The organism is Terrabacter tumescens (assembly GCF_014646815.1).
In the GTDB taxonomy this organism is placed as follows: domain Bacteria; phylum Actinomycetota; class Actinomycetes; order Actinomycetales; family Dermatophilaceae; genus Terrabacter; species Terrabacter tumescens.
Window position 1 is genome coordinate 1 of sequence record NZ_BMNZ01000006.1, and the last position, 16,103, is coordinate 16,103.

Genomic DNA, 16,103 nt, shown 5'->3' on the forward strand with positions numbered 1-16,103 from the left:
CGAAAACCTGACTGAAGTCGAACAACCAGCTCAAAAAGAGTTGATCATTCAGTTTCAACCAAAGGATAATTCGCACCGAAACACCACACCCACTCCCCGAACGGGAAGCGATGATGCGATCCTCGGGACGAGGTAATTGGCATCGATTTTTGACACGCTGTTGAGTTCTCAAGAATCGGACACACACCATCAACCACCTCTGCGAGGAGGCCTCCGGGGCAACCCTTCAAACTTACCCGCCTCACCGATCCGAGTCAAACCCGTGGTCCGCCCCATCGGGGCGACCCAGGCGACCGGCTCTGGACGAGCGGTTCCTGCTCTCCAAGGCTACCCGACTCCGTCAGGTGCCTCAGACCAATCTCGCCAACCCCGGGACCGGCCAACTTCGCTCGCGATGACTCGCTCCGCGGTGGCGTCCGTTTCTCCCTGTCGGGCTGACGAAGAGAACGTTAGCCCGCCCCTCCGGGCAAATACAAATCCGCCCCGGCTCGAGGTGGTCCTGACAGCGCGAAAGGACGGATCCCGTTGTACTAGAAGGAGATCCGCCCCTCCGGCGGTCGGCATCGGCTCACCGAGAGCCGTTCCCACGCACGAATCACGCCCGACGGGCCGCCGCGAGGTTGCGTCGTCCGCGCTTGATGACGGCGACCGTGCCGTGCAGGAAGTCGTCCTCCCCCAGCACGCGCTCGGGATCGGTGACCTTGACGTTGTTGAGCGACGCCCCGCCCTCCCCGATCGCCCGCCGTGCGCTGTTGCGGGAGTCGACGAGGCCGACCGCCACGAGGGCGTCGACGACCGAGGTACCCACGGCCACCGGGGCACCCGGCAGCTCGGAGGTCGCGTCACCGAGGGTCTGCGCGTCGAGCCCTCCGAGGTCGCCCTTGCCGAACAGTGCCTCCGACGCAGCCTGGACCGCGGCGGTGGCCGCCGCCCCGTGCACGAGCGTCGTGATGTCGGCTGCCAGGGTCTTCTGGGCCGCACGGCGGAAGGGCTCCTCGGCGACCTGCCGCTCGAGCTCGGCGACCTCCTCGGGCGAACGGTCGGTGAAGACCTTGAGCAGCGACGCCACCGATGCGTCCTCGATGTTGAGGAAGTACTGGTAGAAGGCGTACGGGCTCGTCATGTCGGCGCTCAGCCAGACGGCGTTGCCCTCCGACTTGCCGAACTTGTTGCCGGCGGCGTCCGTGAGCAGCGGGGTCGTCAGCAGGTGCACCGCCTTCCCCTCGGCGCGGTGGATCAGGTCCACGCCGGCCGTGAGGTTGCCCCACTGGTCGCTGCCACCGGTCTGTAGCGTGCAGCCGTACTCGCGGAAGAGGTGGAGGTAGTCGAACCCCTGCAGCAGCTGGTAGCTGAACTCGGTGTAGGAGATCCCCTCGTTGCTCTCGAGCCGGGTGGCGATCGCGTCCTTCTTGATCATCTGGTTGACGCGGAAGTGCTTGCCGACCTCGCGCAGGAAGTCGAGGGCCGTCAGCGACGCCGTCCAGTCCAGGTTGTCGACGAGAATCGCGGGGTTGTCGCCGTCGAAGTCGAGGAACGGCTGCACCAGGGTCTCGATGCGCGCGACGTTCGCCGCCGTCTGCTCCTTGGTCTTGAGCACGCGCTCCGACGTCGGCTTCGGGTCGCCGATGAGACCGGTTGACCCGCCGACGAGGCAGATGACCCGGTGCCCGGCGCGCTGGAAGTGCCGCAGGACGACGAGCTGCACGAGGTTGCCGAAGTGCAGCGAGGGCGCGGTGGGGTCGAACCCGCAATACAGCGTGAGGGGTCCCTCAGCGAGTGCTTCGCGCAGCGCCGCCTCGTCGGTGGACTGTGCCACCAGGCCGCGCCACTGCAGCTCGTCGAAGATGTCCGTCACGGGTATCGGTGTCCTCTCGTCAGCGTGGGCTCACTGCCCACCCGGACACAGCCTGCCGTATGCCGTGACGGGCGGGCCACCGAGTACCGCGCCGGTCCCGGATGCCGGGCGTCAGCCCGACGGGCGAGAGCGACGTCGTGTCGCGCCCGGGCGGTACGCCGAGACCGTCGGGTCGCCGTCGTGCCAGAACCGCCACGGGTATGCCGTCCCGTCCCCACCGGGGCCGCGGACGCCCACCCGTGGCCCGGTGCGCACGACGGCTCCGGGGTCCGCTTCGCCGGGTTCGAGGACGAGCTCGGAGCCGCTCGCGCAGGCGTCGACACCCGAGAGCGAGCCGCTGACCCCGAAGGCGCTCGTCAGCCGACCCGGTCCGCGGCACCAGTCCCTCTCACGCACACCCGGCCGTCGCTCGGACGCGACGGCGTGACCGGCCACGACCTCCCCCGCCCGTAGGAGGACGACGTCGGGCACGCCCACGTCGCCGGTCACGACGCAGAGCATCCAGTGGTGGCCGTAGGTGAAGTAGACGAAGGCGTGCCCGGCCGGGCCGAAGACGGGCGCGTTGTGCCGGGTCGGCCGGCTCAGCACGCGGGACGCCGGGTCGACGAGACCGGCATACGCCTCCGTCTCGGTAATCCGGACGGTGACGCCGCCGTGGCGGACGTGCCGTCCGAGCAGGTCTGCAGCGACCTCGAGCACCGGCCGCGCGAAGAAGGCCCGGGGGAGGCGCGTCACGTGCGGCGGCGCCGGACGACCCCGGGACGGTAGGCCGACACGTTCGGGTCGGCGTCGACCCAGAAGCGCCACGGGAACGCCTCCCCGTCTCCCCCGGGACCGCTGACGCCCACCCGTGGCCCGACGCGCACGCGCTCCGGATCGACCGGCTCACCCTCGGACACGACGAGGTCGATGGGCTCCCCGACGAGGGGCCGGCAGAAGTCGCGGCCCGTGTGCTCCTTCGTCATGGCGAGCGCCTGACCGAGGCGTCCCGGCCCACGAGCCCAGTCGCGCTCGCGCACCGGACCGCGGCGGGAACGCACGAGGTCGTGGCCGGCGACGACCTCACCGGCACGCACGAGCACCGCCGAGGCCGAGCCCTCCTGCCCGACGACGAGGTTGACGCACCAGTGGTGCCCGTAGGTGAAGTAGACGTAGGTGAACCCGGGAGGACCGAACATCGGGCGGGTCCGAGGCGTCTCACCCCGGTAGGCGTGCGACCCGGGATCGACCTCGCCGGCATACGCCTCGAGCTCGGTCAGGCGCAGCACGACACCGCCGAACGACAGGTGGCGACCGAGCAGCTCGGGCGCGACCTCGACGGACGGTCGGGCGAAGAACTCTCGGGGCAGCCGGGCGTCGACGGGACTCACCGACGACACGCTAACCGTCGGCTCAGACAGTCGTGGACGTCCAGGCACGGGCCTCGGACAGACGGCCGCGCGCTGCGGCGAGCTGCTCGGCCACCCGGACGGGTGCCGTGCCCCCGGCGGCGTCGCGCGACGCGAGGGACCCCTCGACGGACAGCACGGAACGCACCTCCGGCGTCAGGTGCTCGCTGATGCGCGCGAAGTCCTCGTCCGTCAGGTCCCACAGCTCGATGCCCCGCGGCTCGCACTCGCGCACGCACGCGCCCGCGACCTCGTGGGCGACGCGGAACGGAACGCCCTGTCGCACCAGCCATTCCGCGATGTCGGTGGCGAGGGCGAAGCCCTGCGGCGCGAGCGACTCGAGCCGCTCGGTGTTGAACGTCAGGGTGTCGACCATCCCCGAGAACGCCGGCAGGAGGACCTCGAGCGTGTCGACGGCGTCGAAGACCGGCTCCTTGTCCTCCTGCAGGTCGCGGTTGTAGGCGAGCGGCAGGGCCTTGAGCGTCGTCAGGAGGCCTGCGAGGTCACCGACGAGACGGCCCGCCTTGCCGCGCGCGAGCTCCGCGACATCGGGGTTCTTCTTCTGCGGCATGATGCTCGACCCCGTCGAGTACGAGTCGTGCAGCGTGACGAAGGAGAACTCCTTCGTCGCCCAGAGCACGACCTCCTCGGCGATCCGCGAGATGTCGACGGCCGTCATCGCCGACACGAACGAGAACTCCGCGACGAAGTCGCGCGAGGCGGTGCCGTCGATGGAGTTCTCCACGGCGTGGGCGAAGCCGAGGTCGTGGGCGACGGCCTCGGGGTCGAGACCGAGCGACGAGCCGGCGAGGGCTCCGGAGCCGTAGGGCGAGGCGTTGGCGCGGACGTCCCAGTCGCGCAGTCGGTCGACGTCGCGCAGCAGCGCCCAGGCGTGGGCGAGCAGGTGGTGCGAGAGCAGCACGGGCTGGGCGTGCTGCAGGTGGGTGCGCCCCGGCATCGCGACCCCCAGGTGGCGGTCGGCCTGCGACACGAGCGCGTCGACGACGTCGAGGACGAGGCCACCGACGACGCGCGCGTGCTCACGGAGGTACATCCGGAAGAGGGTCGCCACTTGGTCGTTGCGCGATCGGCCGGCACGCAGGCGGCCGCCGAGGTCGGTGCCCACGCGCTCGATGAGGCCGCGCTCGAGGGCGGTGTGGACGTCCTCGTCGTCCTCTGCGGGCGTGAACGCGCCGGAGAGGACGTCGGCCTCGAGCGCGTCGAGGCCCTCGAGCATCCCGGTGAGGTGCTCGGCGGACAGCAGGCCGGCCGAGTGCAGCACGCGGGCGTGCGCCCGCGAGCCGGCGATGTCCTGCGGGGCGAGGCGCCAGTCGAAGTGGGTGCTCTTGGACAGGGCCGCGAGCGCCTGGTCGGGACCGCCGGCGAAACGGCCGCCCCAGAGGCTCACCCGCGCGGCGCCAGCGCTCTGCGCGCCCTTGGCGCCCTCGTCGCCGTCGTCGGCACTCGTGCGGATGGGGTCGGTCATCGCGGGGTCTCCTCGTGGGTGGGGTCTTCGTCGGTCGCCGTGGGCGGCGGTGCGCCCGGCCAGGCGCCCGGCGGGGCTGGGTCTGGTTCAGTCTCGCGTGCCCGCGAGGGTCTGGAGGCGTTCGGCCACCGCTGCGGCCTGGTCGGCGCTGCCGGTGACGAGCAGGATCGTGTCGTCGCCGGCGATGGTCCCGACCACCTCGGGGTCCCGCGCCTGGTCGATGGCGGACGCGAGGTAGTTGGCCGCACCGGGCGGCGTGCGCAGCACGACGAGGTTGACGGCGGCCACGGCCGAGACGAGCAGCTCCTCGCACGTGCGTCGCAACCGGGCCGAGGCCGCGTCGCCGATGGACCCGACCGCGGCCACCTCGCCGCCCTCTCCAGGGACGGCATACGCCAGGGCGCGACCGCGCCGCACCTTGACGGCGCCGAGCTCGACGAGGTCGCGCGAGAGGGTCGCCTGGGTGACCTCGGTGCCCTCGGCGGCGAGCAGGTCGGACAGCTCACCCTGGCTGTGAACCTCGTGCGCCCCGAGCAGCTCCACGATGCGGCGCTGGCGCTGCCTGCGGCTCACGGCGCGCCCTCCGCTGCCGCACGGGCGTGCTCGAGGATCGCCGGGAGGGCGTCGAGGAAGCCCTGCAGCTCGTCCTCGGAGATGACGAGCGGGGGCGTCAGGCGCAGGGCCGTGGGGGTGACGGCGTTGACGATGAAGCCCGCGTCACGCGCGGCCGCCATCGCGGCAGGAGCGGGTATGCCGTCGAGCTCGATCGCGCGCAGCAGGCCGCGTCCCCGGGTGCCGGCGACACCGTCGACGTCGACGTGGTCGAGCAGGGCGCCCACGTCACGCACGTGCTCGAGCAGGTGGTCGCGCTCGATCGTGTCGAGGACGGCGAGCCCGGCCGCGCACGCGAGGGGGTTGCCCCCGAAGGTCGTGCCGTGCTGCCCGGCCGTCAGCATCCCCGTGACCTCGGGACCGAAGGTGACGAGGGCGCCGATCGGTACGCCGCCGCCCAGTCCCTTCGCCAGGGTCATCGCGTCGGGCACGATGCCAGAGGCCTGGTGGGCGAACCAGTCGCCGGTGCGGCCGATCCCAGTCTGGATCTCGTCGACGACGAGGAGGGCCCCGTGTGCGCTCGTCAGCTCGCGCGCCAGCCGCAGGTAGTCGGCGGTCAGCTCACGCACGCCGCCCTCGCCCTGGATCGGCTCCACGAAGAGGGCTGCGGTGCTGTCGTCGATCGCCGCCCGGAGCGCGTCGTCGTCGTTGGGCGGCACGAAGACCACCCCGGGGATGAGCGGCTCGAACGGCTCGCGGTAGGCCGCCTTGTGCGTCAACGCGAGCGCGCCCGTCGAACGTCCGTGGAACGAGCCCTCGAGCGCCACGATGCGGCTGCGGCCCGTGCGACGCGAGAGCTTGATCGCGGCCTCGGTCGCCTCGGTGCCGGAGTTGGCGAAGAACACTCCTGAGCCGGCGGGCGCCGCCGCGACGGCGAGGATGCGCTCGGCGAGGGCGATGGCCGGCTCGGACGTGAAGAAGTTCGAGACGTGGATCGCGGCCTCGGCCTGCTTCGCGACGGCCTGCACGAGCGCGGGGTGGCCGTGGCCGAGGGCGTTGACGGCGATGCCGGACAGCAGGTCGAGGTAGCGCCTCCCGTCGACGTCGGTGACCCAGCAGCCGTGACCGGAGTCGAGGACGAGCTGCGGCGTGCCGAACACCTGGACCATCGCGCCGGCGTAGCGGTCGATCAGGTCGTGTCCCGCGGTCATGAGGTCTCCTCGGCGGTCGGTGTCGGTGTCGGCGTCGACGAGCTCGAGGAGTCGCTAGACGAGGCGCTCGACCGGGATGACGCAGGAGCGGGCTCGGACCCGGTGATGTCGGGCAGCACCATGGTGCCGATCCCCTCGTCGGTGAAGATCTCGAGCAGGATCGAGTGCGGCTGGCGGCCGTCGACGACGTGCGTCTGGGGCACGCCACCCTCGACGGCCCGGATGCAGGCCTCGAGCTTGGGGACCATCCCGTGGTCGACGCGCGAGAGCAGCTCGCGGGCGGCGCTCAGCGTGATCGTCGACAGCAGGGACCCGCGGTCGGGCCAGTCGGCGTAGATGCCCTCGACGTCGGTGAGCACGACGAGCTTCTCGGCCCCGAGGGCGACGGCGATGGCGGCCGCCGCGGTGTCGGCGTTGACGTTGAGCACCTGCCCCTCGACGTCGAGGTCGGGAGCGACGGTGGAGACGACCGGCACGCGTCCGGCGTCGAGGATGTCGATGATCGCCGAGGGGTTGACGCTCTCGACGTCACCGACGAGGCCGAGGTCGACCTCCTCGCCGTCGACGACGGTGCCGCGGCGGCGGGCGCCGAGCAGCGACGCGTCCTCGCCGGAGAGACCGACGGCGATGGGGCCGTGCTGGTTGAGCAGTCCGACGAGCTCGCGCCCGACCTGACCGGTGAGCACCATGCGCACGACGTCCATGACCTCGGGGGTCGTGACCCGCAGGCCACCCTTGAACTCGCTCTCGAGTCCCACGCGTTCGAGCATGGCCTTGATCTGCGGGCCGCCGCCGTGGACGACGACGGGACGCAGGCCGGCATACCGCAGGAAGGCGATGTCCTCGGCGAAGGCGGCCTTGAGGTCGTCGTCGACCATGGCGTTGCCGCCGTACTTGACGACGACGAGGGCGCCGCGGAAGCGCTCGAGCCAGGGCAGCGCCTCGACGAGCGTCGCCGCCTTGCCCGCTGCGACCCGGACGGCGGCGGCGTCGATGAGGCCACGCACGTGGGACGGCGTGGCGCCCCGGTCGGCCGAGGGCGGCGGCGTGACCGGACCGGTGGCCTTCGGGCGGCTCATGTGCTGTACGCCGAATTCTCGTGGACGTAGTCGTGGGTGAGGTCGTTGGTCCAGATCGTGGCCGCCTCGGGGCCGGCGTGCAGGTCGACGAGGACGTGGACCTCGCGCTCGGTGAGGTCGACGAGCGAGCGGTCCTCGCCCACTCCCCCGGACCGGCAGACCGCGACCCCGTTCATCGAGACGTCGAGCGCGGCCGCGTCGAAGGCGGCGCGGGTCGTGCCGACGGCGGCCAGCACCCGGCCCCAGTTGGGGTCGTTGCCGAAGATCGCGCACTTGAAGAGGTTGTTGCGGGCGACGGCACGGCCCACCTCGAGCGCGTCGTCGACGCTTGCGGCTCCGATGACCTCGATGGCGATGTCGTGGGCCGCACCCTCCGCGTCGGCGATGAGCTGCCGGGCGAGGTCGGAGCACACGTCGGTCAGCGCCTCGGTGAGAGCGGCCCGGTCGACGGACACGCCCGATGCCCCGGACGCGAGCACGACGACGGTGTCGTTGGTCGACATGCAGGCGTCGGAGTCGATCCGGTCGAAAGAGACGGTCGTCGCGGCGCCCAGGGCTGCGTCGAGGTCCTCGCGGTCGACGACGGCGTCGGTCGTCACGACGACGAGCATCGTCGCGAGCGCCGGGGCGAGCATGCCCGCGCCCTTGGCCATGCCGGAGACCGACCAGCCGGCGCCGGCGTGCGAGGCCACCTTGTGCACGGTGTCGGTCGTCTTGATCGCGACCGCGGCGTCCTCGTGGCCCTCCGACGAGAGAGCCGCGGCGGCGGCGTCGACCCCCGAGACGATCTTGTCCATCGGCAGGAGCTCGCCGATGAGACCCGTCGAGCAGACCACGACGTCGCCCGCGGAGAGGCCGAGGACCTCGGCGACGTGCTCCGCTGTGCGGTGGGTGTCGAGGAAGCCCTGGCCACCGGTGCACGCGTTGGCGCCACCGGAGTTGAGGACGACGGCGTCGACCCGTCCGTCGGCGACCACCTGGCGCGACCAGGTCACGGGCGCCGCCTCGACGCGGTTGGTCGTGAAGACCGCAGCTGCGTGGTGCTCGGGCCCGTCGTTGACGACGAGAGCCAGGTCGGGGGTGCCGCTCGCCTTGAGCCCGGCGGTGACACCGGACGCCCGGAAGCCTGCGGGCAGCCGGACGGTGCCGGCGGTGGTGCTCGTCATGGTGCGACTCCTGCGATCGGGAGGCCGAGGGTCTCCTCGAGGCCCAGGGCGAGGTTGGCGCACTGCACGGCCGCGCCGGCGGTGCCCTTGGTGAGGTTGTCGATGGCCGACACGACGACGACCCGGCCGAGGCGCTCGTCGACGGTCACCTGGAGCTGCACGTGGTTGCTGCCGACGACCGAGGCCGTCGCGGGCCACGAGCCCTCGGGCAGGACGTGGACGAACGGCTCGTCGGCGTAGGCCGACTCCCATGCGGCGCGCACCGACGCGGGGTCCGTGCCGGGGCGCAGACGAGCCGTGCACGTCGCGAGGATCCCTCGCGGCATCGGCGCGAGAGTGGGCGTGAACGAGACCGTCACGGTCTCCCCCGCGGCGCGGGAGAGGTTCTGCTCGATCTCGGGGGTGTGCCGGTGGACACCACCGACGCCGTAGGGCGACATCGAGCCCATCACCTCGCTGCCGAGCAGGTGCGGCTTGAGGGACTTTCCGGCGCCGGACGTGCCGGAGGCCGCGACGACGACGACGTCGTCGGGCTCGAGCAGGCCGGCGGCGAAGCCGGGTGCCAGCGCGAGGGAGATGCCGGTCGGGTAGCAGCCCGGGACGGCGATGCGGGTCGCGCCGGCCAGCCGCTCGCGCTGCACGGAGCCGGCCGGCCCGGGGAGCTCGGGGAGCCCGTAGGGCCACGACCCGGCATACGCGGTGTCGTAGAAGGAGGTCCACGCGCTCTCGGACTCGAGGCGGAAGTCCGCACCGCAGTCGATGACGACGACGCCGTCGGGCAGCTGGGCGGCGAGGGCGCCCGAGTGCCCGTGCGGCAGCGCGAGGAAGACGACGTCGTGGCCGGCCAGCGTGTCGACGGTGGTCGGCTCGAGCACGCGGTGCGCGAGCGGGACGAGGTGCGGGTGCACCGCCCCCAGCCGCTCGCCTGCGCTGCTGGCCGCCGTCACGGCGCCGACCTCGAACTGCGGGTGGGCGAGCAGCAGCCGGAGGATCTCTCCTCCGGCGTAGCCGCTCGCCCCCGCCACTGCTGCCCTGATCACAATGCATGACTATACACGCCTATGCATATTCGTGCATTCAGGGTGTCAGCGCTGCACGGCCCCCGTCGCCGTGGCCGCCGCCGCGACCGCCGCGTCGCGGAAGCCGTTGACCTCGTCGGTCGTCAGCGTCCGGTCGGCGGCACGGAAGGTGAGGCGGTAGGCCAGGGACCGGTGCCCCGCCTCGATGCGCTCGCCCTCGTAGACGTCGAAGAGGACGACCGACTCGAGCGAATCCCCCGCACCGGAGCGCAGGGCGGCCTCGACGTCGGCTGCGGCCACGTCGGTCGCGACGAGCAGGGCGATGTCGGTCATCGCCGGCGGGAACGTCGAGAACGCGCGGGCCTGGACGGGCTCGGCGCTCGCGGCGACGAGCACGTCGACGTCGAACTCGGCCGCCACGGTGCGAGCCGGCAGGTCGAGGGCGGCAATGACCTTGGGGTGCAGCTCACCCGCGTGGCCGACGAGCGTGCCGTCGGCGAGGGTGATCCGCGCGCACCGTCCCGGGTGCCACGGCGCGTGGCCCGGGTCGTTGGCGACGACGACCGGCACCGCGAGCGCTGCCGCGGCCGTCTGCACCGCAGCGACCATGTCGCTCCAGTCGGCGGCGCGTCCGGGACCCCACCAGCCGGCCTGCTCTGCCTGACCGGTCGCGAGGATGCCGGCACGACGCGGCTGGGCGGGCACGGCGGCATACAGCTGCTCGAGCGTCCCGGCGTCGGGCCGCGCGGCCACGCCCGGGATCGGCGCCGTGCCGAGCGGTCCGCCCGGACGGAAGACGAGACCCAGCTCGTAGATCGCGACGTCCTTGTGGCCGCGGGCGACGTTGCGGCGCAGGGTGTCGACGAGGCTCGCGAGGACGGACGTGCGCAGCAGCGGCCGCTCCTCGGACAGCGGGTTCGCGAGCCGGACGGCCGCCCGACGGTCGTCGTCAGCCGGCAGCATGAGCTGGTCCGCGAGCTCCTCGGAGACGAACGGGTAGCTGAGGACCTCGGTCAGCCCGGCGCCGGCGAGGGCGTCGGCGACCACCCGCCGGGCCTTCTGCTCGTGGGTCAGGCCGCGGCCGTCGCTGGGCGTCGGGGTGATCGACGGAATGTTGTTGTAGCCGTCGATCCGCGCGACCTCCTCCGCGTAGTCCGGAGCGTCGACGAGGTCGGGGCGCCACGACGGCGGCGTCACGAGCACGTGCGTCTCGTCAGCGCCCTCGCCGGACTCGTCGACCCGGCAGCCGAGGTCGCGCAGGATGCCGACGACGCGCTCGCGCGGGTAGTCGACGCCGACGATGCGGGCGGGCTCGGTGACGTCGAGGAGGTATGCCGTGCGCTCCGTCGTGCGGTCGACGTCGGTCACGCCGTCGTCGACGGTGCCGCCGCCGTGCTCGACGAGTAGGTCGACCGCGAGCTGCGCCGCGGCCGCCGTCACCTTGGGGTCGACGCCGCGCTCGAAGCGCTTGGACGCCTCGGTGACGAGACGGTGCCGCCGCGACGAGCGCGCGACCGTGGTCGGGTCGAAGTGCGCCGCCTCGATGAGGACGTCGGTCGTCGCGTCGGTCACCTCGGAGGAGGCACCGCCCATGACGCCGGCGATGGCGAGCGGCTGCTCGCCGCCGTCGGTGATGAGCAGGTCGTCGGCGTGCAGGGTGCGCTCGACGTCGTCGAGGGTCGTCAGCTTCTCGCCGACCCGTGCGCGGCGCACGACGATCGAGCCGGAGAGCCGGTCGACGTCGAAGGCGTGCAGCGGCTGGCCCACGGCGAGCATCACGTAGTTGGTGACGTCGACCGCGAGCGAGATGGGACGCATGCCCATCTGCGTCAGGCGCTTGCTCATCCACGCCGGCGACGGGCGCGTCGGGTCGATGCCCCGCACGATGCGCGCGACGTAGCGGTCGCAGCCGTCGTTGCCGTCGATGGGCGAGTTCTCCTTGAGCTCCACCGGGTAGCCCCCGGCGGTGGCCGGCGGCGCCGCCACGTCGGCCGGGTCGCGGTAGCCGCCCTCCGGGCTGCCCTGGGCGTGCCAGTACTCGCGGGCGAGGCCGCGCACCGAGAAGCAGTAGCCGCGGTCGGGCGTCACGTTGGTCTCGACGGTCTCCTCGCCGAGCCCGAGCAGCGCGATGGCGTCGTCGCCGGGCTGCACCGTGGCGGCCTTCTCCTCGCCGAGCAGGCGGCTGAGCACGATGATGCCCTCGTGGTCGTGGCCCAGGCCGATCTCGTCCTCGGCGCAGATCATCCCGTTGGAGACGTGGCCGTACGTCTTGCGCGCGGCGATGGCGAAGCCACCGGGCAGCACGGCGCCGGGCAGGACGCACACGACGAGGTCGCCGACCTCGAAGTTGTGGGCGCCGCAGACGATCTCCTGGTGCTTGCCCTCGGTCAGCATCTGGCCGTTCTGGCCGACGTCGACGGTGCACCAGCGGATCGTCTTGCCGTTCTTCTGCGGCTCGAGCTCGAAGGACAGGACGCGGCCCACGACGAGCGGACCGGTGATGTCGCCACCGTGGAGGTCCTCCTCCTCGAGACCCACGCGCACGAGGCTGGCGGCCACGTCGGCGCCCCGGGCCCCGGGCGCGAGGTCGGTGTACTCCGCGAGCCAGCTGAGCGGCATACGCATGTCAGACCCCCATCCCGAACTGCTGCGAGAAGCGGACGTCGCCCTCGACGATCTCGTGCATCCCCTGGACCCCGTGGCGCAGCTGGAGCGCCCGCTCGATGCCCAGCCCGAACGCGAAGCCGGAGTAGACGTCGGGGTCGATGCCGCACGTGCGCAGCACCTTGCGGTTGACCATGCCCGAGCCACCGAGCTCGATCCAGCCCGAGCCGCCGCACGTGCGGCACGGCTCGGCGCTCCCCCAGGTCTCCTCGCCGTGGCAGGCGAAGCAGAGGAAGTCGGTCTCCATGCTGGGCTCGGTGAAGGGGAAGTAGTTGGCGCGGACGCGGGTGCGCGTCTCCTCGCCGAACATGATGCGGACGAACGCGTCGAGCGCGCCGCGCAGGTGGGCCATCGTCAGGCCCTTGTCGATGGCGAGGCACTCGATCTGGTGGAAGACCGGCGTGTGCGTCGCGTCGAGGTCGTCGGTGCGGAAGACCTTGCCCGGGGCCACGATGTAGATCGGCGGCTCCTTCTCGAGCATCGTGCGGATCTGCACCGGCGACGTCTGCGTGCGCAGCACCAGGCCCGAGTCGACCGGGTCGAGGAAGAAGGTGTCCTGCATCTGCCGCGCAGGGTGGTCCGGCCCGAGGTTGAGGGCGTCGAAGTTGAGCCACTCGCTCTCGAGCTCGGGGCCCTCGGCGACCTCCCAGCCCATGCCGACGAACGCGTCGACGAGGCGCTGGGCGACGAGTTCGATGGGGTGGCGGGCGCCGGGCTCGCGCCGGAGCGCGGGCACGGTGACGTCGACCCGCTCCTCGACGAGGATGCGCTCGTCGCGCTCGGCCTCGAGCTCGGCCTGGCGGGCCGTCAGGGCCTGGCCGACCCGGCCCCGGGCCTGGCCGACGCGCTTGCCGGCCTCGGCCTTGGCGCTCGGCGGCAGCGCACCGATCTCGCGGTTGGCGAGGGCGAGGGGGCTCTTCTCCCCCTGGTGCGCGATGCGCACGGCCTTGAGGTCGTCGAGGGACGCGGCCGCGGCGATGGCCGACAGGGCGTCCTGCACCGCTGCGTCGACGTTCGCCGGGTCGAGCGCGGAGACCTCGACCGGGTCGTAGTTCGTGTTGGGTCCGGACATCGGCGTGCGTTCGCTGCTCTCGCTCGGGTGCTGGAGGGTGGCTGGTGGGGCCTGTCGTGCGGGTGCCCAGTCTAGGGGCGTGCTCGACGTGGCCGGCCGGGCGTCCCGCCGAGGCGGCGCGGTCAGTCGCCGACGACGTCCGGCAGCCCGGCCGGGAGGGCGACGACGAACCGCGCCCCGCCGACCTCGCTGTCGGCGACGACCACCGAGCCGCCGTGGGCCTCGACGAGCCCGCGCACGACGTAGAGGCCGAGCCCGGTGCTCGCGTTGGAGGGTCCGTGCCAGAAGCGTCCGAAGATCTTCTCGCGGTCGGACGGGGGTATGCCGTCCCCCTCGTCGTCGACCTCGACGACGACCGACTCTGGTGCGTCCCCGAGCGCTCCTCCGCGGTCGAGGGTCACGGTGACCTTGCCGGCGCCGTGCAGCAGGCCGTTCTCGATGAGGTTGAAGAAGATCTGCTCGAGGCGGTCGGTGTCGGCCCACATCGGCGGCAGCCCGTGCTCCCGGGCGCGGTCACCGAGACGCAGCTCCACCGTGCCCGTGGACCGGCCCAGCTCGTAGCGCACGACGTGCGTCGTCAGCAGGGCGTGCAGGTCGACGGGCCCCAGCCGCAGGTTGAGGCTGTCGGAGTCGAGCCGGGAGATGTCGAGCAGCTCGGTGATCAGGCGCGTCAGGCGGGTCGCGTCGGCCTCGATCGTCTCGATCATGAGGCGCTTCTGCTCGTCGGTGAAGCGGTCCCAGCGGCGCAACAGACTGCTCGTGAAGCCGGTCACCGACGTCAGCGGCGCCCGCAGCTCGTGCGCGACCGTCGAGAGGACCGAGGCCTGGTCGCGCTCGGCGCGCTGGCGGTCCTCGGCGTCGCGCAGGCCGAGGATGACACGCTCGACGGTGTGGTCCCCGTCCGCACGGACGTAGCGGGCGGTGACGAGCACGTCGTGGCCCTTGGGTGACACCAGCAGCTTCTCGCGGTGGCCCGGCCGGCTGGGGAGCCCCTGCCAGGGGTCGGTGTGCGTCCACCAGTCGCGGCCGTACTTGTCGGTCAGGGGCAGGCCGTCCGACAGGCCACGGCCGACGAGGTCCGCCGCATCGCAGTCGAGGATGCGCAGGGCCTCCGCGTTGGCGAAGTGGATCCGCCGGTCGGCGCCGACGACGACGACCCCGTCGGGCAGCAGCTCGGCCATCCCGGCCACCGGGTCGTGCGCCGTCATCTCGCCTCGGGCGCGGACGCGCCGGTCCCGTCGACGGAGGTCATGGCCCCGAGGATAGCCACGGGCACACCGGTCCGGGGTGGTCAGGTCCGGTCGGACCTGTCCAGACCTGCTCAGAGCCGGCCGGACTCGCTCAAACTCGGTCAGCGAGCCTCAGAGCGAGGTGCGGCGCGCCTCGGCAGACGCGTAGAGACAGATCGTCGCCGCCATCGCGAGGTTGAGCGACTCGGCGTGACCGTGGATGGGCACTCGCACGACGTCGTCGCACGCGTCGCGGACCTCCTGCGGGAGGCCCCAGGCCTCGTTGCCCATGACCCAGGCGTGCGAGCCCGAGAGGTCGGCGTCGTGCAGGAGGGTCGTGCCCGCACCGTCGGCCGCGAGCAGACGGACGCCGCGCTCGCGCAGCGCCCGGAGGATGTCCGGAACCGCGCCCCCGACCGAGATCGGGACGTGCCACAGCGAGCCGACGGTCGAGCGGACGACCTTGCTGTTGTAGACGTCGACGCTGGCGTCGCTGACGATCACCGCGTCGGCGCCGGCGGCGTCGGCGCCGCGGATCACGGTCCCGGCGTTGCCGGGGTCGCGGACGTTGGTCAGGACGCACACGAGCGCCCTGGACGGCAGGTCGGCGAGGAGGTCGTGCAGCGGGAGGTCGAGCACACGGCACACGGCCGCGATGCCCTGGGGCGACTCGGTGTCGCACATGGCGGCGAGCACCTCGGGCGTCACCTCGTTGACCCAGAGGTCGCCGCCCCGTGCGGCCTCGACGATGCCGGCGTGACGCTGGGCCGCCTCCTCGGTGACGTAGACGTCACGGACGAGGTCGGGCCGGAAGGCGACCGCCTCGCGGACGGCCTGCGGCCCCTCGGCGAGGAACTCGCCGGTGCGAGAACGCACCGAGCGCCGGGACAGCGCCCGCACTGCCTTGACCCGATCTGATCGGGGGTTGGTCAGCACGGGGTGTCCCGGCGCTCGATGACTGCGATGTGCGTTCGGACGACGCTCAGGCGGCGTCGCCGGCGACCTTCGCCTCTGCCTGGGCAGGGACGTTGGCGCGGGAGAGCTCCACGAGGGTGGCGAACGCCGGAGCGTCGTTGACGGCGAGGTCCGCGAGGATCTTGCGGTCGACCTCGACACCGGCGGCCTTGAGGCCCTGCATGAACCGGTTGTAGGTCATGCCGTTGGCGCGGGCCGCAGCGTTGATGCGCTGGATCCACAGGCGACGGAAGTCGCCCTTCTTGGCGCGACGGTCACGGTAGGCGTAACCCAGCGAGTGGGTGACCTGCTCCTTGGCCTTGCGGTACAGACGCGAACGCTGACCGCGGTAACCGCTGGCGCGCTCGAGAACGACGCGACGCTTCTTCTGGGCGTTGACCGCCCGCTTCACGCGTGCCACGTGAATA

General features: G+C 72.2%; 14 protein-coding genes. All 14 read right to left on the reverse strand.

What is annotated here, in order from left to right:
• Positions 1–595: 595 nt before the first annotated feature.
• On the reverse strand, positions 596–1,855 hold the full coding sequence (gene tyrS / locus IEY30_RS15350; RefSeq protein WP_030199911.1) for a tyrosine--tRNA ligase: 1,260 nt from the start codon (positions 1,853–1,855) through the stop codon (positions 596–598).
• Between the two features lie 111 nt (positions 1,856–1,966).
• Complete coding sequence (locus IEY30_RS15355; protein WP_030199913.1) at positions 1,967–2,590, reverse strand: DNA-3-methyladenine glycosylase; 624 nt, start codon at positions 2,588–2,590, stop codon at positions 1,967–1,969.
• Positions 2,587–3,225, reverse strand: coding sequence for a DNA-3-methyladenine glycosylase (locus IEY30_RS15360; RefSeq protein WP_030199915.1), 639 nt, complete (start codon positions 3,223–3,225; stop codon positions 2,587–2,589). Before IEY30_RS15360 ends, IEY30_RS15355 begins: the two co-directional genes overlap by 4 nt.
• A 22-nt stretch (positions 3,226–3,247) precedes the next feature.
• Positions 3,248–4,729, reverse strand: coding sequence for an argininosuccinate lyase (gene argH / locus IEY30_RS15365; RefSeq protein ID WP_030199917.1), 1,482 nt, complete (start codon positions 4,727–4,729; stop codon positions 3,248–3,250).
• Between the two features lie 87 nt (positions 4,730–4,816).
• Positions 4,817–5,302 carry an arginine repressor gene (gene argR, locus IEY30_RS15370; RefSeq protein ID WP_030199919.1) on the reverse strand — a complete coding sequence of 162 codons (486 nt, stop codon included), beginning with the start codon at positions 5,300–5,302 and terminating at the stop codon, positions 4,817–4,819.
• Positions 5,299–6,492, reverse strand: a complete 1,194-nt coding sequence (locus tag IEY30_RS15375; RefSeq protein ID WP_030199922.1) for an acetylornithine transaminase — start codon at positions 6,490–6,492, stop codon at positions 5,299–5,301. The genes argR and IEY30_RS15375 overlap by 4 nt, the downstream gene beginning before the upstream one ends.
• Positions 6,489–7,571, reverse strand: a complete 1,083-nt coding sequence (gene argB, locus IEY30_RS15380) for an acetylglutamate kinase (protein WP_052358638.1) — start codon at positions 7,569–7,571, stop codon at positions 6,489–6,491. Before argB ends, IEY30_RS15375 begins: the two co-directional genes overlap by 4 nt.
• Positions 7,568–8,737, reverse strand: coding sequence for a bifunctional glutamate N-acetyltransferase/amino-acid acetyltransferase ArgJ (argJ, locus tag IEY30_RS15385; RefSeq protein ID WP_030199925.1), 1,170 nt, complete (start codon positions 8,735–8,737; stop codon positions 7,568–7,570). Before argJ ends, argB begins: the two co-directional genes overlap by 4 nt.
• Positions 8,734–9,780 carry an N-acetyl-gamma-glutamyl-phosphate reductase gene (argC, locus tag IEY30_RS15390; protein ID WP_081920544.1) on the reverse strand — a complete coding sequence of 349 codons (1,047 nt, stop codon included), beginning with the start codon at positions 9,778–9,780 and terminating at the stop codon, positions 8,734–8,736. Before argC ends, argJ begins: the two co-directional genes overlap by 4 nt.
• Before the next feature lie 42 nt (positions 9,781–9,822).
• A complete protein-coding gene (gene pheT, locus IEY30_RS15395) occupies positions 9,823–12,381 on the reverse strand; it encodes a phenylalanine--tRNA ligase subunit beta (RefSeq protein ID WP_030199930.1) in 2,559 nt (852 codons plus the stop codon).
• A gap of 1 nt (position 12,382) precedes the next feature.
• Positions 12,383–13,492: a phenylalanine--tRNA ligase subunit alpha gene (gene pheS / locus IEY30_RS15400; protein WP_030199932.1), complete on the reverse strand. Its 1,110-nt coding sequence runs from the start codon at positions 13,490–13,492 to the stop codon at positions 12,383–12,385.
• A 122-nt stretch (positions 13,493–13,614) separates the two neighbouring features.
• Complete coding sequence (locus IEY30_RS15405; RefSeq protein ID WP_188960156.1) at positions 13,615–14,700, reverse strand: sensor histidine kinase; 1,086 nt, start codon at positions 14,698–14,700, stop codon at positions 13,615–13,617.
• A gap of 153 nt (positions 14,701–14,853) precedes the next feature.
• Positions 14,854–15,657 carry a TrmH family RNA methyltransferase gene (locus IEY30_RS15410; protein ID WP_030199934.1) on the reverse strand — a complete coding sequence of 268 codons (804 nt, stop codon included), beginning with the start codon at positions 15,655–15,657 and terminating at the stop codon, positions 14,854–14,856.
• 46 nt (positions 15,658–15,703) lie between these two features.
• On the reverse strand, positions 15,704–16,096 hold the full coding sequence (gene rplT, locus IEY30_RS15415; protein WP_030199936.1) for a 50S ribosomal protein L20: 393 nt from the start codon (positions 16,094–16,096) through the stop codon (positions 15,704–15,706).
• Positions 16,097–16,103: the final 7 nt, after the last annotated feature.